Source organism: Serratia sp. N21D137 (assembly GCF_047530005.1).
Taxonomy (GTDB): domain Bacteria; phylum Pseudomonadota; class Gammaproteobacteria; order Enterobacterales; family Enterobacteriaceae; genus Chania; species Chania fonticola_B.
Genome location: NZ_JBLJAJ010000016.1, coordinates 35,084 through 55,861, shown reverse-complemented (window position 1 = coordinate 55,861; position 20,778 = coordinate 35,084). Strand labels below are relative to the sequence as shown.

Genomic DNA, 20,778 nt, shown 5'->3' with positions numbered 1-20,778 from the left:
TTTATGAAGTATTTATGACTGTTAAAGTCATGAAATCAAAAAGATAAACAACAGATGGGGTGTCTATGGTCTTTTCAAAATTTCGTCGTCAACTGCTGCTGGGTGTGATGGCCGTGGCGCTGACCACCGGCTTGAACGTGAAAACCTACGCGGCCGATAACCTGCTCGATCAGGTCAAGCAGCGCGGCACGCTGATCGTTGGGCTGGAAGGCACCTATCCGCCGTTCAGCTTCCAGGGGGAGGACGGCAAACTGACCGGCTTTGAGGTGGACTTCGCTAATGCACTGGCGGAACATCTGGGGGTGAAGGCCAAGCTCAATCCAACCAAATGGGATGGCATGCTGGCCTCGTTGGAGTCCAAGCGTATCGACGTGGTGATCAACCAGGTCACCATCTCCGATGAGCGTAAGAAAAAGTACGATTTCTCTACCCCATACACCGTTTCCGGTATCCAGGCGCTGGTGAAGAAAGGCAACGAAGGCATTATTACCAAGGCCGAGGATCTGAAGGGCAAGAAGGTCGGCGTGGGTCTGGGCACCAACTACGAACAGTGGCTGCGTGACAACGTGCAGGGTGTTGATGTGCGTACCTACGACGATGACCCAACCAAGTATCAGGATCTGCGCGTAGGCCGCATCGATGCCATTTTGGTCGACCGTCTGGCGGCGTTGGATCTGGTGAAGAAAACCGGTGATACGCTGGCCGTCGCTGGCCCGGCATTCTCTCGCCAGGAAGCTGGCATAGCGGTGCGTAAAAACAATCCGGAACTGCTGGCCGCTATCGATCAGGCGATTGCCGCAATGCAGAAAGACGGGACGTTGGCGAAGATCTCTGAAAAATGGTTTGGCGCGGACGTAACTAAATAATGCAAGAGAGTATTCAACTGGCGCTGGATTCAGCGCCATTTTTATTACGGGGTGCGCTGTTGACCCTCCAGCTCAGTCTGGGTGGCATGGCGCTCGGTTTGATCCTCGGGTTTTTGTTGGCGCTGATGCGCCTTTCGCCGTTATGGCCGATCTCCTGGCTGTCACGCATCTACGTTTCCCTGTTTCGCGGTACGCCGCTGATCGCCCAGCTGTTTATGATCTATTACGGCTTACCGCAGTTTGGCATCGAGCTGGATCCATTCCCGGCGGCATTAATCGGCCTTTCGTTAAACACCGCAGCCTATACCTCGGAAACGCTGCGTGCGGCGATCTCCTCGATCGATAAAGGGCAGTGGGAAGCGGCGGCCAGTATCGGCATGACGCCCTGGCAGACCCTGCGCCGGGTGATCCTGCCGCAGGCGGCTCGCACCGCGCTGCCTCCGCTGGGCAACAGCTTTATCGGTTTGGTCAAGGATACCTCGCTGGCGGCGACCATTCAGGTGCCGGAGCTGTTCCGTCAGGCGCAGCTGATCACCTCACGTACGCTGGAAGTGTTCGCCATGTATCTGGCGGCATCGCTGATCTACTGGGTGATGGCTACCTTGCTTTCCGCGTTGCAGAACCGCCTGGAAGCGCACGTTAACCGTCAGGATCAGGAGTAGCCGATGAGCGCCATCGAAGTCAGACAGTTGGTTAAAAAGTTCAAAGGGCAGACCGTATTACACGGCATCGATCTTGAGGTGAACGCGGGTGAAGTGGTGGCGATTATCGGGCCGAGTGGTTCCGGTAAGACGACCTTGCTACGCAGCATCAACCTGCTGGAGGTGCCGGATTCTGGCACTATCCGTGTCGGTGACATCTTGATCGACAGCGCTCGCCCGCTGAGCAAACAAAAAAATCAGGTACGGGCCCTGCGCCAGCAGGTGGGCTTTGTGTTTCAGAGCTTCAACCTGTTTCCCCACCGTTCGGTGCTGGAAAACATCATCGAAGGTCCGGTGATTGTTAAAGGAGAAGCCAAGGCCAGCGCTGAAAAACTGGCGCGTGTCCTGTTGGCAAAAGTGGGGCTGAGCGGTAAAGAGCAGGCCTATCCTAAACGTTTGTCCGGCGGTCAGCAGCAGCGCGTAGCCATTGCCAGGGCGTTAGCGATGCAGCCCGAGGTCATTTTGTTTGATGAACCGACCTCTGCGCTGGATCCTGAACTGGTTGGCGAAGTGCTCAATACCATTCGCGCCTTGGCAGAAGAGAAACGCACCATGGTGATCGTCACCCACGAAATGAGCTTTGCCCGTGACGTGGCCGATCGCGCCATTTTTATGGATCATGGCCGCATTGTCGAGCAGGGGCCCGCGAAGGCGTTGTTCGCCAACCCGCAGCATCAGCGCACCAAGCAGTTTCTGGATAAGTTTCTCAATCAGTGATCTTGTCAGGGGGCGATGCCCCCTTAACCTCGTTATCCTGCCTTTAACAACTCATTACGCGCTGCGGCGGCGAGAAATGCGCTGCGGCTGCCATAGCCCGGATGCTGCTGCACCAGCAAATCAATACGGTTGAGCAACCTGTGGGGCAACGTGATATTGATACGTTCAGCCCGGCCATCAAACTTGTCCATATTGATATCCACCAGCAACCACTGGCCGCCGTTGAGAGCGTCGTTGCCCTGAGCCAGATGGAAGGACACCGCCTGTGGGCGCGGAATGACCTGATTTTCTTCACTCAATAATTCAAAGTGGGCATCCAGAGCGCTTTTGGCGGCCTGGAAGGTTTGATCGAGACTGTCTCCGGCAAAGTAGCAGCCGGGCACATCGGGAAAATCGGCTGATTTTTATGCAGGCAATAAAAAACCCCGCGTCAATGCGGGGTTGGTGGTGTTACTCGAAATGTGGCGATTAACCGATCGTCATCAGGCTGGCGTTCCCCCCGGCGGCGGCGGTGTTGACGCTTAATGAACGTTCGATCAACAGGCGTTCCAACAGGATATTGGTTTCACCGCGGGCAAAGCCCTGCACCGAGACAATAGCACCGCTACGTTGAGCAATCTGCTCACACAGGGTGCGCAGCTGATCGGCGTCGCCGTGATAGATGGCCGCATCAAACTCGACATTATCCTGCGCCCAATCCTTGGTGAAACCGATCCGTGCCTGTACGGCAGCCGGCAAGCTGCGATACAGCGTACGCTGCAATTCTGCCTCCGGCCACAGCGCCTGGCTGCCAACCGCCAGCACGGCAGCCAACTGGTTCAGCGCATCGGCGTTGTTGTCCGCCAGGCACAGCACGCGTTCACGTGGCAGCAGGGCGTAAGTGTTGCGTTCCCCGGTTGGGCCTGGCAGCGGACGTACGGTGCCACCTTGGCCCAGTTCGGCGTATTGTTGCGCCAAGACTGCCAACTCGCGATGGTTCTCCGCCACGGCCCATTGTTCCAAGGCCTGATGCGGCACAAGCAGCGTAGGGCGTACGGTGGCTTCCAGAGGACGCTCGTTATCCTGGCGATTCAGAGTGCGCTGCACGGCATCCTGTGGACGGCTGGCCAGCAGGCGGTACAGATAGAGTGGACCACCGGCTTTCGGCCCGGTGCCAGACAGGCCTTCACCGCCAAACGGCTGCACGCCTACCACCGCACCCACCATATTGCGGTTAACATACAGGTTACCGACCTTGGCATGATCGGTGACTCTGGCAATGGTTTCATCGATACGCGTATGGATACCCAGCGTCAGACCATAGCCTGAAGCATTGATCTGATCGACCAACGCGCCCAGATTGGCACGCTGGAAGCGAACGACGTGCAGCACCGGGCCAAAGATCTCTTTTTGCAGCTCGTCAAAGCTTTCCAGTTCGATCAGCGTTGGCTTCACAAAGGTGCCGCGAGCCCACTCTTTCTCATCATCTCCCAGGCTTTTTGCCGCCTGATAAACCTTGCGGCCTTTGGCCCGCATGGCCTGGATATGGCGTTCAATGCCGGTTTTGGCTTCGGCGTCGATCACCGGGCCAATGTCGGTAGACAGGCGTTCTGGATTACCCATCCGGCATTCTGCCATCGCCCCGCGCAGCATTTTCAGGGTGTGTTCTGCCACGTCTTCCTGCACACACAGGATGCGCAGGGCAGAGCAACGCTGTCCGGCACTGTCGAAGGCAGAGGCCACAACGTCGGTCACCACCTGTTCGGTCAGGGCAGAAGAGTCGACGATCATCGCGTTCAAACCGCCGGTTTCGGCAATCAACGGGGTCGGGCGGCCTTGAGGGTCCAGACGGCCTGCGATATTGCGTTGCAGAATGCCCGCAACGTCGGTAGAGCCGGTGAACATCACGCCGCGTACGCGGGCATCATTGACCAATAGGGAACCTACGGTTTCACCCTGGCCAGGCAACAGTTGCAGAACGCCCTGAGGAATGCCAGCCTCAAGCAGGATACGCGCCGCCTGAGCGGCGACCAACGGCGTCTGTTCCGCCGGTTTTGCCAGCACGCTGTTACCGGCAGCAAGGGCGGCGGCAACCTGGCCGGTGAAGATGGCCAGCGGGAAGTTCCACGGGCTGATGCAGACTACCGGGCCTAACGGACGATGGCTGTCGTTGGCGAAGTCGTCACGCACTTGGCCAGCATAGTAATGCAGAAAATCTACCGCCTCACGGACTTCTGAGATGGCGTTATTGAAGGTTTTACCCGCTTCGCGCACCAGGATCCCCAACAGGCTTTGCAGTTGGCTTTCCATCAGCTCTGCCGCGCGTTCTAAAATGGCGGCACGTTCGGAAGGTGGGGTGGCAAACCAGATCGGCCCGGCTGCGACGGCAGAGTCTAATGCACGGCTGACTTCACCTTCGGTGGCCTCACGCACATAGCCGACAATATCACCCGGTTCGGCTGGGTTGATCACCGGTTGTTCAACTCCTTGATCCAACGGAGCATCGATCATCGGCTCAGCACGCCATTGCTGGCTTGCGCTGGTGAGCAGGGCGCTGGACAGCGAAGCCAGCCGCTGTTCGTTGGCGAGATCCAGACCGCTGGAGTTAACGCGTTTTTCACCATATAGCTCACGCGGCAACGGAATACGCGGATGTGGCAAACCTATGCGGCCTTCGCTAGCCGCCATGGCCTCGACCGCGCTGACCGGATCGGCCACCAGTTCATCGAGCGGCAGGGTGGCATCGGCGATACGGTTAACGAATGAGGTATTGGCCCCGTTTTCCAACAGACGGCGTACCAGATAGGCCAGCAGCGTTTCATGCGTGCCGACCGGCGCATAAATACGGCAAGGGCGGTTCAGCTTACCGTCGGCCACTTTGCCTACCACCTGCTCGTACAGCGGTTCGCCCATGCCATGCAGACACTGGAATTCGTACTGGCCCGGATAGTAGTTATTGCCTGCCAGATGATAGATGGCGCTCAGCGTGTGGGCGTTGTGGGTCGCAAACTGCGGATAAATCAGGTTCGGCACCGCCAGTAGCTTGCGGGCGCAGGCCAGATAGGAAACGTCGGTATACACTTTGCGGGTATACACCGGGTAGCCTTCCAGGCCATCCATCTGGGCGCGCTTGATTTCGCTATCCCAGTAAGCGCCTTTAACCAGGCGGATCATCAGGCGACGGCGGCTGCGGCTGGCCATGTCGATCACCGCATCAATGGCAAACGGGCAGCGCTTCTGGTAAGCCTGAATAACAAAGCCGATGCCGTTCCAACCGGCCAACTGTGGCTCAAAGCACAGTTTTTCCAGCAGATCGAGGGAGATTTCCAGGCGATCGGCCTCTTCTGCGTCGATATTGATGCCGATATCGTATTGACGTGCCTGCAACGTCAGCGACAGCAAGCGTGGATACAGCTCTTCCATCACGCGATCGTACTGAGCGCGGCTGTAACGTGGGTGCAGCGCTGAAAGTTTGATCGAGATGCCTGGGCCTTCATAGATGCCACGGCCATTGGAGGCTTTGCCGATAGCGTGGATGGCTTGCTGATAGGAAACCAGGTAAGCCTGGGCATCGGCTTCGGTCAGTGCGGCTTCACCCAGCATGTCGTAAGAGTAACGGAAACCTTTGTCTTCCAGCTTGCGCGCGTTGGCCAGCGCTTCGGCGATGGTTTCACCAGTCACAAACTGCTCGCCCATCAGGCGCATCGCCATGTCGACCCCTTTGCGGATCAACGGCTCGCCGCGCTTACCGATGATGCGGTTCAGGGCGCTTGAGAGATTGGCTTCATTATGGGTAGAGACCAGCTTGCCGGTAAACAGCAGGCCCCAGGTTGCGGCGTTGACGAACAGCGAAGGGCTGCGGCCAAGGTGGGAGTGCCAGTTGCCGTTGCTGATTTTGTCGCGGATTAACGCATCACGCGTTGGCTTGTCTGGAATACGCAGCAGCGCTTCGGCCAGGCACATCAGAGCCACCCCTTCCTGAGAAGAGAGTGAGAACTCCTGCAGCAACCCTTGCACCATACCGGCACGGCCGTTGGCACTCTTCTGGTTACGCAGCTTTTCGGCAATGCCATAGGCCAGTTTATGAGTGGCCTGAGCCAGATCGGCGGGTAAACGCGCTTGTTCCAGCAGCATCGGCACCGCTTCAGTTTCCGGGCGGCGGTAGGCAGCGGTAATCGCTGCGCGAGTGACGGATTGCGGCAGGATCTGTTCGGCGAATTCAAGGAAGGGTTGATGAGACTCTTCAGGCACCTGCGGCGTGACATCATCCGCTTCTGCCTGGCCGGCAGCGGCCAGTGTCGGGATTTCTGGCAGATCGGAACCACTCTCCAGACGTTCAAGATAATTGAAAATAGCCTGCTTGATTAACCAGTGTGGCGTGCGGTCAATCCGTTGCGCCGCGCTCTTGATGCGATCGCGGGTTGCTTCATCGAGCTTCACGCCCATTGTGGTAGTGCCCATGCCAATCCAACTCCTGTGTTTGGACCCCCTCCCAATCTGCCAGATTAAGAGGCGAACCATTGTGTAATAAGGTTATTGATGCCGACAATATCCTGCATGTTGCAACTTTGTGCAACCTTGTTAAATATGCGCCGTGGCGAAGTGTGACTTCCATCGATTTTTTAACATCTTGAGCGCTACGGATTATGGGCAGACAAGTCAGGGGCGTGGTGTGAGACTAGCTTATTTCCCTGTGTCAATCAGGGTTAAGTAAGAGGTGCAACTCGTTTCGGCTGTGACGAGTGCAACCTTGACAGCGAATAAATGTGACCTGGCGTGAGTTTCGTGTGACTTTTTTGTTAAATCTCTTGTTGGTTGTTGACTGCCTCAACTAGGATAGCCAGCGTTCAGACCATGATGGGTATAAACGCTGTTTATCCGCCACCATCGCAATGCGCCCCGTTCCGGCGCGTGGCGGGTGAAATTACTGACATAAAAATACCCGATAACTTTCAAGAGGCTGCTAACATACGGCGGCTTGAAAGGGAGAAGGGAATAAAAAGTGGAGAGTTTGAAATAATGAACACACCTATGCTGGTGACCTTCGTGGTCTACATCCTTGGGATGGTGGTGATCGGCCTGCTGGCCTATCGGGCCACCAACAACTTTGACGACTACATTCTGGGTGGCCGCAGCCTGGGCAGCGTGGTAACCGCGCTCTCTGCCGGGGCATCCGATATGAGCGGCTGGCTGCTGATGGGCTTACCGGGCGCGATTTTCCTCTCCGGGATTTCTGAGAGCTGGATCGCCATCGGGCTGACCATCGGTGCCTACCTGAATTGGAAGCTGGTGGCAGGACGGTTACGCGTCCATACCGAAGCCAACAACAACGCCTTGACGCTGCCGGATTATTTCACCAGCCGTTTTGAAGATAACAGCAAACTGCTGCGGGTGATTTCCGCCATCGTGATCCTGGTGTTCTTCACCATCTATTGTGCTTCCGGCATTGTGGCCGGTGCGCGCCTGTTTGAAAGCACCTTCGGTATGACCTACGCCACCGCGCTGTGGGCCGGGGCGGCCGCCACTATCCTGTATACCTTTATTGGCGGGTTTCTGGCGGTCAGTTGGACCGATACCGTGCAGGCCAGCCTGATGATTTTTGCGCTGATCCTCACTCCGGTGATTGTGATCTTCGCCGTGGGCGGCATCGACAGTTCGATGTTGGTGATCGCGGCTAAAAACCCGGCCAATCTGGATATGATGAAAGGGCTGAATCTGGTAGCGATCCTGTCGTTGCTGGGCTGGGGTCTGGGCTACTTTGGGCAGCCGCATATTCTGGCGCGCTTTATGGCGGCGGACTCCCACCGCACCATCCGTAGCGCTCGCCGCATCAGTATGACCTGGATGATCCTCTGCCTGGCGGGGACCATTGCGGTTGGCTTCTTCGGCATTGCTTACTTTGCCAATAACCCGGATCAAGCGGGCAATGTGACGCAAAACGGCGAGCGGGTGTTTATCGAACTGGCCATGTTGCTGTTTAACCCATGGATTGCCGGGATCCTGCTGTCGGCCATTCTGGCGGCGGTAATGAGCACCTTGAGCTGTCAGCTGCTGGTTTGTTCGAGTGCGATCACCGAAGACCTGTACAAAGCCTTCTTGCGCAAAGGAGCCAGCCAGCGTGAGCTGGTATGGGTAGGGCGTGCGATGGTGCTGGTGGTAGCGCTGGTGGCGATTGCCCTGGCGGCTAACCCGGAGAACCGCGTGCTGGGTCTGGTAAGCTATGCCTGGGCCGGTTTTGGTGCCGCATTTGGCCCGGTGGTGCTGATCTCGGTACTGTGGTCGCGTATGACCCGTAACGGCGCACTGGCCGGTATGCTGGTTGGGGCGATCACCGTGATCGTCTGGAAGCAGTACGCCTGGCTGGATCTGTATGAAATCATTCCAGGCTTTGTGTTTGGCTGTATCGCCATCGTGGTGGTTAGCCTGATGGGCCGCCAGCCTTCGGCAACTATCACCAAACGTTTTGATCTGGCAGAAGCCGAGTTCAAAACGGTCTAAATCCGCCTTAATCTCTCCCCGTCAATCGGGGAGAGATCTGCTTTCCTCTTCACGACTCTCATCAAGCTGTAACAACTAGCGACATTTGATTAATAAAAATCACACTTCCGCCTCTTGTTTTTCTTTTCAGTAGAATGATAATCACTATCGTTCTGGTTTACTTTTCTTTACATTGCCGCAGCCTGGTTACTCAGCGCCAGCGGCTGACTACAAACGCCTTTTCAGGGGTTAATATTCTATGTTTGTTCCTTTCCTTATCATGTTCCGTGAGGGGCTGGAGGCTGCGCTGATCGTCAGTTTGATCGCCAGCTATCTGAAGCGGACTCAACGCGGTCAATGGCTTGGTGTGGTATGGATTGGGGTAATCGTCGCCGTTGCTCTGTGCCTGGCGCTAGGTATCTTCATCAATGAAACCACCGGCGAGTTTCCGCAAAAACAGCAAGAGCTGTTCGAAGGGCTGGTAGCGGTGGTGGCGGTGTGCATCCTGACCTATATGGTGTTCTGGATGCGCAAGGTTTCCCGCTCGGTGAAGGTGCATCTTGAAGGGGCGATCGATAACGCCCTCAACTCGAGTAAAAGGCAAGGGTGGGCGTTGGTGGCGATGGTGTTTTTTGCCGTTGCCCGTGAGGGGCTGGAGTCGGTGTTCTTTCTGTTGGCTGCGTTTCAGCAGGATGTGGGCATTGCCGCGCCCATCGGTGCGATGCTCGGGCTGGCGTGCGCCATCGTGGTGGGCATGCTGATCTATTGGGGCGGTATCAAACTGCACCTGGCCAAGTTCTTCAAATGGACCAGCCTGTTTATTCTGTTCGTGGCTGCGGGCCTGGCCGCCGGGGCGATCCGTGCCTTCCACGAGGCTGGACTGTGGAACCACTTCCAGGACATCGCGTTCGACCTCAGCAACCAGCTATCCACGCATTCACTGCTGGGCACCCTGTTAGAGGGAGTGTTCGGCTATCAGGAAGCGCCATCGGTCAGCGAAGTGGCGGTCTATTTCCTGTATCTGATCCCTGCTCTGATTTTCTTTTTCCTGCCGCAGCGTACGGAATCCTCTGCGATCCCGGCGCAACGCAAGACACATCACTAATTTACTAGGGAATCCCGTATGTCTACTCCGTTATTTCGCCGCAAGGCATTGTATGCCGCATTACTGGCCGTTCCTGCTTTCGCGCTGAGCCTCAACGCGCTGGCGGCGGATATCCCTCGAGTTTTGGTGACCGTTAACGACAAACAGTGTGAGCCGATGCAGTTGACCCTGCCCGCCGGTAAAACCCAGTTTGTGGTGCATAACACCAGCCAGAAGAACCTGGAGTGGGAAATCCTCAAAGGCGTGATGGTGGTGGAAGAGCGTGAAAATATCGCGCCAGGTTTCACCCAGAAAATGACGGCAAACCTCGAACCGGGCGAATACGACATGACCTGTGGGCTGTTGAGCAACCCGAAAGGCAAGCTTGTCGTCACGGCTGCGGGTGCGGTAGCTGATGGCAAACCGAATGTGATGGATCTGGTTGGCCCGATTGCCGAATATAAAGTCTATGTCACCAAGGAAGTTGAAGGGCTGGTCAAGCAGACCAAGCTGTTCACCGATGCGATCAAAGCCGGTGATGTGGCCCAGGCCCGCAAGCTTTATGCGCCAACCCGTCAGCACTACGAGCGTATCGAACCGATTGCCGAGCTGTTCTCCGATCTGGACGGCAGCATCGACGCCCGTGAAGACGACTATGAGAAAAAAGCCGAAGATCCGAAATTCACCGGCTTCCACCGTCTGGAGAAAGCGCTGTTTGCCGATAACACCACCAAGGGCATGAATGAGTATGCCGATGGTCTGTATAAAGACACGCTGGAGTTGCAAAAACGCATCGGTGAACTGACCTTCCCGCCAAGCAAAGTGGTGGGCGGTGCTGCTGGCCTGATTGAAGAAGTGGCGGCCAGCAAGATCAGCGGTGAAGAGGACCGCTACAGCCGTACCGACCTGTGGGATTTCCAGGCTAACGTCGATGGCGCCCAGAAGATTGTCAACCTGTTGCGTCCGCTGTTGGAAAAGGCCAACCAGCCACTGCTGGCGAAGATCGACGCCAACTTTAAAACCGTCGACACCATCCTGGCTAAATACAAGACCGCAGAGGGTTACGAGTCTTACGAGAAGCTGACTACCGCGGATCGTAATGCGATGAAAGGGCCGATCACTACGCTGGCAGAAGACCTGTCACAGCTGCGTGGCGTGCTGGGTCTGGATTAAGGCTGAGCATGATGAACAACAAGACCGGCCCGCATAACGGGCCGTTTCCTCAAGATGAGCAGGCCGCTTCGCCTTCGCGTAGGCGGTTGTTGCAGGGTTTGGGCATGATGGGCGGTGCTCTGGCGTTGGCGGGGCCATCCCTGGCGCGGGCAGCAGAAGAGCCACTGGCTACCTCGCAGGACGAACGCTGGCAAAAACAACCGTTCTACGGCCAGCACCAAGCCGGTATTTTGACGCCGCAGCAAGCGGCCATGATGCTGGTGGCTTTCGACGTATTGGCGACCAACAAGCAGGATCTTGAACGGCTATTTCGCCTGTTGACCAGCCGTATCGCTTTCCTCACCAGCGGCGGTAAGGCTCCGGAGGTCGATCCCAAGCTGCCACCGTTGGATTCGGGCATTATGGGGCCAGAGATCTACCCCGATAATCTGACCATCACCGTTTCCGTTGGCACCTCGCTGTTTGATGAGCGCTTTGGCTTACAGGCGCAGAAACCGCTGCACCTGCAAACCATGACGCGTTTCCCCAACGATTCACTCGATGCTGCCCTGTGTCACGGTGACCTGCTGCTGCAAATCTGTGCCAATACCAATGAAACGGTGATCCACGCGCTGCGCGATATCATCAAGCATTCGCCAGACTTGCTCAGCGTGCGCTGGAAGCGGGAAGGTTTTATCTCGGCTCACTCGGCACGCAGCCGGGGCAAAGAGACGCCGATTAACCTGCTGGGCTTCAAAGACGGCACCGCCAACCCAAAAACCAGCGATAAGCCGTTGATGGATCAGGTGGTGTGGGTCGGTGATAAGGCGGAGGAACCTGCCTGGGCCGTTGGCGGTAGCTATCAGGCCGCGCGTATTATTCGTTTCCACGTCGAATTTTGGGATCGGACGCCGTTGCAGGAGCAGCAAACCATCTTTGGCCGTGAAAAACACAGCGGTGCGCCGTTGGGGATGAAGCACGAGCATGATGAACCGGACTATGCCAAAGACCCGGAAGGTAAGCTGATCCGCATGGATGCCCATATTCGGCTGGCCAACCCGCGCACACCGCAAACCCAGAGCAGCCTGATGCTGCGCCGTGGCTACAGTTATTCGTTGGGCGTTTCCAATTCGGGGCAACTGGAGATGGGCCTGCTGTTTGTCTGTTACCAGGCTGACTTGGAGCAGGGTTTCCTGACGGTGCAGAAACGCTTGAACGGTGAAGCGCTGGAGGAATACGTTAAACCTATCGGTGGCGGCTATTTCTTTGTGCTACCGGGCGTCAAGACGAGTGGCGATTATTTGGCCAGCGGCTTGCTGCAGGCTTGAACAGCTAAGTTTTTCAGCATAACAGAGAAGCGCAGCGCAAAGGTTGCGCTTTTTTATATGCTCAATTTTTAATCCGGAAACCTAAATGTCATTCACCGGGATTAAAACCAATATATTGATATTTAACGATAAAATAATTTAATGCCAAGTTGTTTTCGCTTTGATATAGTGGTGTTGCAGCGGGTTAAAACAAAAAATATTAATTTTTTTTACATTTTAGCAACGCGGCGCGGTTGAATGTCATTATACTGTAATCATCTGGCGGTAGTTTTCACACGGTGCACAGCTTAGTGCTGTAAATATCACTGCGGGGATCGCTAATGGTAAAGTCCTTGGTTGGGCTACAAACAACAAATAACATACCTTCCCTGATTTCTCGTTGTAACGAGGGCTCTCTCTACGACTCTCAATTTCTGACCGACTCTTGGCTTTCCTTTCGCATTAATCCGGCTGACACACACTCCTGTTTTGTACCAACCTCGTTGTTCTGTGAAAAAGATCCGCGCCTTTTGGCGGCTAGGTGTTTACGTCATTCTATGGCTTTAAAGGGGGCCAAAACCTAATACGTGTGTAACATAATCGCTCGGTGTTTGCTGCCCTGCGGTAGGTGAAACAAACTGTAAGGTGCCACTATGGGAAGACAGAAAGCAGTGATCAAAGCACGTCGTGAAGCCAAACGCGTCATTCGTCGCGACGCTCGTAGTCATCGCCAGCGTGAAGAAGAAAGCGTGACCTCGCTGGTACAAATGGGTGGTGTGGAATCTATCGGCATGGCACGTGACAGCCGGGATACTTCTACCATCGAGGCTAGAACCGAAGCTCAAGGTCATTACTTATCAGCCATAGAAAACAAGCTGTTGATATTTGCCACTGGTGAGGCCGGTTGCGGTAAAACCTTCATCAGTGCTGCCAAGGCAGCTGAAGCCCTGATACATAAAGAGGTGGATCGGATTATCGTCACTCGTCCGGTTCTGCAGGCGGATGAAGATCTCGGCTTTTTGCCGGGGGATATCTCTGAGAAGTTCGCCCCTTATTTCCGGCCGGTGTATGACATTCTGCTACGCCGTTTAGGATCGTCGTTCTTGCAATACTGCCTGCGCCCGGAAATTGGCAAGGTAGAGATCGCGCCTTTCGCCTATATGCGCGGGCGTACCTTCGAAAATGCGGTAGTCATCCTGGACGAGGCCCAGAACGTGACGGCCAGCCAGATGAAGATGTTTTTGACCCGCCTGGGTGAGAACGTCACGGTGATCGTGAACGGCGATATTACCCAGTGCGATTTGCCACGCGGTGTGAAATCCGGCCTTAGCGACGCGCTGGAGCGCTTCGAAGAGGACGAGATGGTCGGCATTATTCGTTTCGACAAACAGGACTGTGTGCGCTCTGCCTTGTGCCAACGCACGCTTAATGCTTACGATTAATTTGTCTGTTAGTTTTCCAAAGGCCACTTCGGTGGCCTTTTTAATGATCCAACAGACGGAGTACGTCATCAAAAACAATGAGTTAAGTCACTCTGTAGGCACCTGTAAGCCCTTAAAAATGACTCAAGTGTGAACACATGTGCTTGCCTTGAGGTGGTGCTTGCTGTCGCTGATGAAGGTGATTTAGCAGCGTACAACGTTGGGCAAGGGGGAGCACAGACGTGCTGTGTGATGCTTGGACCCCGATTTTTGCACGTTGATTTTTATCTTAAGACGTAAAAAGCGCCTTTGGCACGACTCGGAGTCCTGTCAATAACTGTGGGGAGGTTGAGCGAGAACTGGAACCCGTTATGCAGTTAGCAACGCCTGAGTACGTCACGGCGGTAATGAAGTTAATCGAGAGCGGGAATTTTTCCAAAAGGAACTGACTTATCGGTTCACAGCCTGCAAAGACTTAACAGTGTTGGCAGACAGCTCAACGAAAGGCCGAGAAAAACGCTAGACTATGAATTACCCGCAGAGCGGTTCAATATGTGTGTTGCATCCATCGGTTGAACTCACAGCGAGAGGCAGAAGTGTACATTTAGTAAATCTGAAGGTGGCGAAATTCTAAAACCGTTGCCTGCACACGTTGAAACATAACGCCTTAGATGGCAAAATGTCTGATTGTGTGAGTATTTTTGAAACAATAATCTACAATGGAATGATACTTCGGTTTATTAAATGGCTTACAAACTGTAATGTCTCTTGTATAATCAAGGAAACTTAGTAGGAGGTATTTTATGTTCGAATCAATCAAACATTTCGCCCTTTTATCAAACAATTTAGGAAGTTTAGTTGCAGGGCTTTTGGTGTTTTTTATTAGTGCTCTTATCGTTTTTTTAATTAAAGATAAGTTTAAAAAACCGCCATCGTTTACTGGTGTTTTTTATCTAAAAATAAAAACAGAACACGCAGCAATGAAAACCTATGAAGGATTATCTTCATTCTTTGTACTTACATTAATTAACGAGTCAGCGACAAAAGCAATAGGAAAAATAGAAAAAACATACGATATAGAAAAAGATGGCTATTACAGACCGTATACAGGCAAAGACAGGAACACAGGTGATGTTGTATTAACAATAGAACGATATTACCTGGGAAGAAACAAAATGAATATACATATATCTTTAAAAGGTGACGCTAATGGGGCACAAAGGTCGTCATCACTCGTTATTTCTTTAAAGAGAGCCAAGCTAAAAACCAGCGGTGTTTTTACAACAACAGCCTCCGATGCCACAGGAATCGCTGTATTTAAAAATGAAAAATTTCAAAATAATAAATGAGATTATTTCTGACAATACTTACCATCCCTCACCTAATTGTTTGCATGATTTTATCCAAAGATAAAAAAATTATTAAAGATTTAGCTAAATGCGTTGAATATATAAATAAAGAAAAAAATCATTCTATATGATAGGTGATTATTATTGTCACGTATTGGCCACAGCAGAAGATCATAGAAATCCCATACATTATGGCATAGATCCGATCGCTATCATTCGATGTATTTATCTACAGTTGACAAAGAAAATCATTCAAGGAGGAAGTACAATAGAACAACAATTAGTCAGGACATTAACAGGTAGATACGAGAAGACGCTTCGCCGAAAACTAAGAGAGCAAGTCATTGCCATATTACTAACTAAGATAGTGCGAAATAAAAATGAAATAGGGAAAGCCTATTTGCATTGTGCTTATTTTGGTCATGCGAAAGAAGGTTTTTTAAATTTATCTATTTCTGATAGAAAAGATGCAAGCGAACTAATAGCCAGATTAAAATACCCAACTAAAGAGCATGAAGAACCACATGATAATGAAAGAATAAAGAGAAGGGGGAAACAGATTGATGATATATTGAAGAAATAGGCCAGTTTTGTAGATAAAAAGGCATGCTAATATAAATCTTAATCCTTTTTGGTTTATTGTCAGGAAATCGTGCTGATATAAACCGAATTAGCAGCCCTGCCTTTTATCTTATAGTGAAGTATCTGCGCTTAAAGGGAGCTATTGTAACGTAAAGCAGATCATTTTAACTCTTTGATGGGCTCAAACTGACACTCGGGATGATGAAGTAAGCATTATTGCAATGTCTACTATTGGCACAAAACTGCCCATAGCAAGGACGTGGGGCATGACCCCACCCCAAAATCCTGCTCCATTAATAAACAGAATTCCGGTATGATAAATGCTCCCCGGAAACGGAAGTGCCGCCATCACGGTAAGAATTTATATGGCCTTAAGCAATGAAAAAGAGTCTCAACTTAAACTAAGAACAACTTGTCGGACGTAACTTTCCCAATTTTTATAGCATCTAACCGAAGCTGATTTTATGCTTGGAGCATCTTCCGTAATATCTAACTTTTTTTTAAGTAACCACATTGATTGTGAAATGTTTTTTATTGTAGGATATGCATCTCGATTGGGCACTATGGACGAATCAAGAAAACCTCGATGTAAATTTTTTTGGCCGCGACTATTATTCCCCACCCAAAATTCCTCTTCCTTTTCATTGGTTGGTTGAATTGTTCCGCTTTCAAAATCATATGACCAATTATTAAAATCGGTTCTAACCTGGTCAAATAGTGGCTCTGAAACCACGAATAGGTCTAAATCCGAGTGATTCCCAAAAACTGTACCCATCTTAGCTGGCGCCAAGGACTGCCCAATTCTAGCACTACCACTTAAGTGTATCTCTTTGGGATCAACATCAAGGCGGTTACCTAACCAAACCCTGACAACCTCATATAATGCCGGTGATTTTTTGAATGCAAAAGGTATGCCTTCTGATAGCCACAGTCTGGCAATAGCTGCTTTGGAAGTGGCACCACCATTTTTTGCAGCATCAACAATCAGTTTTACATCGGGATAGCTATCCAATAAGGTGGATAGGTGAGGCGAGACTTTAAACGGTTCCATTGTTATCACCTTTTTGCATATGTTGTGGCTGTCTTGCTTCTGTGCGCGCGATAGCTTGTAAAAGTATATGTTTTGTTCGTGCTAGAATTTTATCATAACGATTCTGATTATATTTTTGTGGCTCAGGGTATTTGAGTCGAGCCACTACACTAGCTGCCTCATAATCAGTAAGAGTAGAAAGTTCAATATTTAATCGATTCGATACCTGAATCAACCCATTCATCCTCCATCCATAATAAGCAACAAATAGGTAAAGCTTAGGTATATCATATTTTTCTATATATTTTGTTAAGCGTATCGCTAAGTAGATTTCTAATAATTTTCTGCTCAATGTCCTCTCATAACGACCGGTCAACACTCTTACAAGTTGCATTGCGATTGTTGAAGCCCCCTCACCTCTTCGACAAAGTAATGTTCTCCATGAAGCACGGCAGATAGCTATAAAGTCAACTCCAAGATGTCTACTGAATCTATGATCTTCAGCATAAATCAACATGGTTACGAGATTCGGGGATATAACCAAGTTCTTAGTCTCATTTTGAATATGTGTCAGTTGTTGCTTTAGGTGAAGCCAATCTTCATTTATCGTCATATATTTCTCTAATTCCGTATGGCTCTCTCAATTTCCATGGGCTAGCTCGGTTAACCTAAGATGTGCTTTATTGGTTGAAAGTACAATATTCTAGATTTGAAGACTTAATAATATTACAACTTTCACTTTTAATAAATGAAAATTTTGACCTGTCACCAGTTGATTAGTATACCGTAAACGCTAGGAACGTCCGCTGCTGGCACAGAGCTGCCTGTCAGATTGGATTTGGCTCTGTGCCGTAGCCGTGCCAGGTCAGGTCGCGACTAATACACCTAAATTAGCGGCTGTAGGGTTACTCGTCGTCGTTGTTGAGGCTGTATTTTTTAAACCGGATGACCTCAATGCCAAGCCAGTCATTTACCTCCTGAAGCGGAGTCAGCTCGTTGCGCACAAAGACCTTTGCCGCTTTCTCTACGCCGCCAGTTGACCCGACGTTTTTCAGCTTGCCACCCATCAACTGATAGGGGATACGGTGGGCATCCATAAGGTCTGCCGCGCTGACTTTCTTGATGTTAAAGAAATCGTCTTTGGTGGCTACTTCACTGAGCGGCACGATTTTAATCCCGTTGGGCTTTCCGTTCGGCACATAGAAAAACAGGTTCTTGAAATTACCCAAACCCTTTGAGTTACTCATCGCCTCGCGCACCGCATCGACGTCGGTGGTGCCCTTGGTCGCATCAGTGATCTATATGATGCAATCAGTATGCGCAACAGCGGGTGCGTACTCAAGGTACTGGCTTAAATGCTGTGTTTAACGTGAATCAGTTAGCGGTTAGCCGCAGCAGAGAGAAAGGTTTCAATACCAGTGACGGCTCGCCAGTGGTCTGTGTGGGCTAGGTTGCGGTGTTTTTGAGCTTGTAAGTTAAGTCAAATAAGTAATAAATATTAAGCATTAATGATTTCAAGTTTATATATTCAATCAATAACTTAGTTACAACACACTAATTTTATTTAATTGATTGATTTTAATGTGGTTTGATAAATCGATTATGGGGGGTGAGTTTTAGTGTATGGACATAATTATTAATATATAGTAATACTGATATCAATAAGGGGCCTGACAGGAGTTAGGGGCATGACAACCAGGGCAGACATAGAAAAAGGCCGATTAATCTATACCGAACATCTTGGGTGGATTGATAAAGGGCATGCTAAAGGGGATGATGCCAGAGCATTATGGGGGCAGTTGCTTAGTGAGCCACACAATCCCTTGCTAAAGAATTATTTTTTGGTTAATTACTCCCAGGCCATGGGGAAAGCATTTGCTGGTGTCAGTATTCGCACTGGCGTTCGGGCACAATGGAAAGTCAAGAAGGGATTGTCGATAGAAACCAAACGATCAATAGCACTTTCAATAATGTTTTATGTTTCGCTAAAATTTGAAGGGTTGCAATCGAACGCTTTGTTTTCCCGCGTGACGGACAGTGGTTTTAGCTGTGAGGATCTGGTATCAAACCTGTTGGGATTTTACTCCGTAGTTCTTCCCCGTAACTACATGGCACTCATTAGGCCAAAGCCAAAGGAATATGCACAGAAAATATGGGACTATTATGGCCCTGTTGGTCGGTATAAAAATAATGAGTTAAAAGCGATTGTTTTCCCCGATCCTGAAAGATTTCCCAATAATGCATACCCTTATAAAAAAGGGCTCCCATCTTATCTGTCGTCTATCAAGCCATTCTCCTCCTATGAGAGTGATTTAGTAATAAATACGCTTGATGCTAACGTATTCTTAGGTGTGCGCTAATTGAAAACAATGATGGCTTTTATTATAACGGTGTTTTTTGTTGTTTTTTATTTGGTGTGGTTATTGACTATGCCTAATGTTACTTATACTGATAAAGAATTCTTAAAATACTATCTTCTGACATATGCGGAGATAAGAAATGCCCCGAGGCTATCAGAGGATTATTACTTTGAGTATGGGCCCAGTGATGAGTCCGATCCGCAGACTAGCATCATGTATACCTGTGGGCTAAGCAATGTCGATGAGAGCTATGGGAAGTTACTTTCATATATAAAAAGTACGGGAAAGGATCTAAGTGCTGGATATTCATGGGATAATCCTCCTAAACATGGTGATGAGTCCTTTTTTCTTAGCGAGACGAGTCTCCGAGGTGGCGAAAGATGCTTAATGTTATCCTTCTCTAAGGAAGTAAATTGATGAGTGACTCCGGGTAAGGAGTATTGCAACAATCAACTTTAAGGGAGTAATTATGGCCAATCTGATTTATTTAACAGTAAAAGGGCGTGCGCAGGGATTGATTTCTGCTGGTTGCTCGACATATGCCTCGATAGGAAATAGGTATCAAGTCGGGCATGAAGATGAAATTCTTATCTTTTCATTTGATCATGATCTTACACGCGAACAGCATGTAAACCATCAGCCTATCGATTTTGTCAAAGCAATTGATAAGTCATCGCCGCTGTTTGGAATCGCAATAACCAATAATGAGTTGCTGACGCTTCGTTTTGATTTTTATCGCACAGCGGCAGATGGAACTTTAGAACTGTATTACTCCATAGAAATCACGGGTGCGACAATCGTTGGTTTTTCTAGCCATTATCCAAATTCGCTAACCCATAATGATGCTCAACCCTATGAGTCGGTGTCGGTAAAGTATCAAAGTGTTACCTGGAAGCATCACGCAGCAGGCACCTCAGGTTATAGCATCTGGGCAGACAATGTTTATTGAGAGTGCCATCTGAACCATGACTCGATCAGTTTGCGAAAGTGGCATGATAATGACAGTGAAGCTAGTGGTACAGGCCTGCGGTGAAGGCTGAGTGATTAGCCAGACAAAGGGGGGATTGGCTACGGCGATCGTCCTCTCACTCTAACCTTCAGCCAAAGGCTTGCCGTGCCACCATTAGCGTATCTTCCGCCAGTGTGGATTTTTACCGTTTAGGGGAGTGTAATCGATAGCGAATAAAATGAACGCCGTCATATTCAATGTCACCATCAAACGGAAATCCCAGCCGAAATATTGCTTTAATTTTCAACCGTGTTGGGGGAAGCAGGATGGTGATTGAATTGAGTCCTATCTCATTGAAAGCATGAGCTAAAATTTTGTCATAGATTTTTTTTCCGAGTCCCCAATGGTTAGGGTGGAGCACTAAGGCCAAGTCAGCATCTCCGTTTTCGTTTTGCAAGCCTTCCCAACCGACAAACTTGTCGTTTACTGTAAAAGCCCATGGCCCATATCCGTATTCATCCCATTGGGATTCTTTGCCTATAACCCATTCCAGACATTCAGCATCGCCAAAACTCGAATCACCCAAGGGCATTTGGCGTAAAACCAATGGGTTGGTGTTTAGGGCAATGATTTCGCTTCGATCGATATCGCTAAGGCGTTTAAACACAATATCCATTACTAACTCTTTGTATATGTTGTAGAAACCATGATGTGCTGGTGGCCAGCAGTGCATGGGATGATACCAATAAAGCTGCACCATTGTGGCTAATTTGAGTACAATAAATCGCAGGATCACTAAGGAAT

17 protein-coding genes and 2 pseudogenes are annotated in these 20,778 nt (G+C 50.6%); 13 read left to right on the top strand and 6 right to left on the bottom strand.

From position 1 onward, the window contains the following. The first annotated feature begins 65 nt into the window (after window positions 1-65). Genes tcyJ through tcyN form a run of 3 tightly spaced genes read left to right on the top strand, consistent with a single transcriptional unit; the run spans window position 66 to window position 2,284 of the window. Entirely contained in the window at window positions 66-866 is an 801-nt protein-coding gene (gene tcyJ, locus ACMV5H_RS14145; RefSeq protein WP_414822007.1) for a cystine ABC transporter substrate-binding protein, read from the top strand. Continuing rightward, the gene (tcyL, locus tag ACMV5H_RS14140) at window positions 866-1,528 is read left to right on the top strand and encodes a cystine ABC transporter permease (RefSeq protein WP_021180972.1); all 663 of its coding nucleotides are present in this window, start codon (window positions 866-868) and stop codon (window positions 1,526-1,528) included. The genes tcyJ and tcyL overlap by 1 nt, the downstream gene beginning before the upstream one ends. Before the next feature lie 3 nt (window positions 1,529-1,531). Next, entirely contained in the window at window positions 1,532-2,284 is a 753-nt protein-coding gene (gene tcyN / locus ACMV5H_RS14135) for an L-cystine ABC transporter ATP-binding protein TcyN (RefSeq protein ID WP_021805696.1), read from the top strand. Window positions 2,285-2,316: 32 nt separating this feature from the next. On the opposite strand, the gene ACMV5H_RS14130 is transcribed toward tcyN, so the two are convergent. Both ACMV5H_RS14130 and putA read right to left on the bottom strand, forming a co-directional pair. Then, window positions 2,317-2,667, bottom strand: a complete 351-nt coding sequence (locus ACMV5H_RS14130) for a type II toxin-antitoxin system HicB family antitoxin (RefSeq protein ID WP_308738076.1) — start codon at window positions 2,665-2,667, stop codon at window positions 2,317-2,319. A gap of 85 nt (window positions 2,668-2,752) precedes the next feature. Further along, on the bottom strand, window positions 2,753-6,724 hold the full coding sequence (gene putA, locus ACMV5H_RS14125; RefSeq protein ID WP_414822006.1) for a trifunctional transcriptional regulator/proline dehydrogenase/L-glutamate gamma-semialdehyde dehydrogenase: 3,972 nt from the start codon (window positions 6,722-6,724) through the stop codon (window positions 2,753-2,755). A gap of 558 nt (window positions 6,725-7,282) precedes the next feature. Here putA and putP point away from each other — a divergent pair. From putP to ACMV5H_RS14085, 8 genes and pseudogenes are all read left to right on the top strand, one after another. Beyond that, window positions 7,283-8,761 (top strand): sodium/proline symporter PutP, encoded by a 1,479-nt coding sequence (gene putP / locus ACMV5H_RS14120; RefSeq protein ID WP_094983052.1) that lies wholly within the window; start codon window positions 7,283-7,285, stop codon window positions 8,759-8,761. 238 nt (window positions 8,762-8,999) lie between these two features. Next, window positions 9,000-9,845, top strand: coding sequence for an iron uptake transporter permease EfeU (gene efeU / locus ACMV5H_RS14115; RefSeq protein WP_037375394.1), 846 nt, complete (start codon window positions 9,000-9,002; stop codon window positions 9,843-9,845). Window positions 9,846-9,863: 18 nt separating this feature from the next. Then, the gene (gene efeO, locus ACMV5H_RS14110) at window positions 9,864-10,997 is read left to right on the top strand and encodes an iron uptake system protein EfeO (protein WP_059201101.1); all 1,134 of its coding nucleotides are present in this window, start codon (window positions 9,864-9,866) and stop codon (window positions 10,995-10,997) included. Window positions 10,998-11,008: 11 nt separating this feature from the next. After that, window positions 11,009-12,304 carry an iron uptake transporter deferrochelatase/peroxidase subunit gene (efeB, locus tag ACMV5H_RS14105; RefSeq protein WP_414822020.1) on the top strand — a complete coding sequence of 432 codons (1,296 nt, stop codon included), beginning with the start codon at window positions 11,009-11,011 and terminating at the stop codon, window positions 12,302-12,304. Window positions 12,305-12,936: 632 nt separating this feature from the next. Beyond that, window positions 12,937-13,725, top strand: a complete 789-nt coding sequence (gene phoH, locus ACMV5H_RS14100) for a phosphate starvation-inducible protein PhoH (protein ID WP_021180979.1) — start codon at window positions 12,937-12,939, stop codon at window positions 13,723-13,725. A gap of 411 nt (window positions 13,726-14,136) precedes the next feature. Beyond that, window positions 14,137-14,280 (top strand): annotated as a pseudogene (locus tag ACMV5H_RS14095) (IS30 family transposase); the annotation flags it as partial. Between the two features lie 227 nt (window positions 14,281-14,507). Next, window positions 14,508-15,053 carry a hypothetical protein gene (locus ACMV5H_RS14090; RefSeq protein WP_414822005.1) on the top strand — a complete coding sequence of 182 codons (546 nt, stop codon included), beginning with the start codon at window positions 14,508-14,510 and terminating at the stop codon, window positions 15,051-15,053. 127 nt (window positions 15,054-15,180) lie between these two features. Next, entirely contained in the window at window positions 15,181-15,636 is a 456-nt protein-coding gene (locus tag ACMV5H_RS14085; RefSeq protein ID WP_414822004.1) for a transglycosylase domain-containing protein, read from the top strand. A gap of 390 nt (window positions 15,637-16,026) precedes the next feature. Here the strand turns inward: ACMV5H_RS14085 and ACMV5H_RS14080 are convergent, their stop codons facing one another. From ACMV5H_RS14080 to ACMV5H_RS14070, 3 genes and pseudogenes are all read right to left on the bottom strand, one after another. Beyond that, window positions 16,027-16,686, bottom strand: coding sequence for a hypothetical protein (locus ACMV5H_RS14080; RefSeq protein WP_414822003.1), 660 nt, complete (start codon window positions 16,684-16,686; stop codon window positions 16,027-16,029). Next, on the bottom strand, window positions 16,673-17,278 hold the full coding sequence (locus tag ACMV5H_RS14075) for a biosynthetic peptidoglycan transglycosylase (RefSeq protein ID WP_414822002.1): 606 nt from the start codon (window positions 17,276-17,278) through the stop codon (window positions 16,673-16,675). The genes ACMV5H_RS14080 and ACMV5H_RS14075 overlap by 14 nt, the downstream gene beginning before the upstream one ends. A gap of 292 nt (window positions 17,279-17,570) precedes the next feature. Continuing rightward, window positions 17,571-17,942: pseudogene (locus tag ACMV5H_RS14070) on the bottom strand (Presumed portal vertex protein); the annotation flags it as partial. A gap of 411 nt (window positions 17,943-18,353) precedes the next feature. Here ACMV5H_RS14070 and ACMV5H_RS14065 point away from each other — a divergent pair. Both ACMV5H_RS14065 and ACMV5H_RS14060 read left to right on the top strand, forming a co-directional pair. Continuing rightward, the gene (locus ACMV5H_RS14065) at window positions 18,354-19,025 is read left to right on the top strand and encodes a hypothetical protein (RefSeq protein ID WP_065684230.1); all 672 of its coding nucleotides are present in this window, start codon (window positions 18,354-18,356) and stop codon (window positions 19,023-19,025) included. 469 nt (window positions 19,026-19,494) lie between these two features. Beyond that, window positions 19,495-19,974, top strand: a complete 480-nt coding sequence (locus ACMV5H_RS14060) for an Hcp family type VI secretion system effector (RefSeq protein ID WP_141132458.1) — start codon at window positions 19,495-19,497, stop codon at window positions 19,972-19,974. Window positions 19,975-20,176: 202 nt separating this feature from the next. On the opposite strand, the gene ACMV5H_RS14055 is transcribed toward ACMV5H_RS14060, so the two are convergent. Next, window positions 20,177-20,650, bottom strand: coding sequence for a GNAT family N-acetyltransferase (locus ACMV5H_RS14055; RefSeq protein WP_414822001.1), 474 nt, complete (start codon window positions 20,648-20,650; stop codon window positions 20,177-20,179). Window positions 20,651-20,778: the final 128 nt, after the last annotated feature.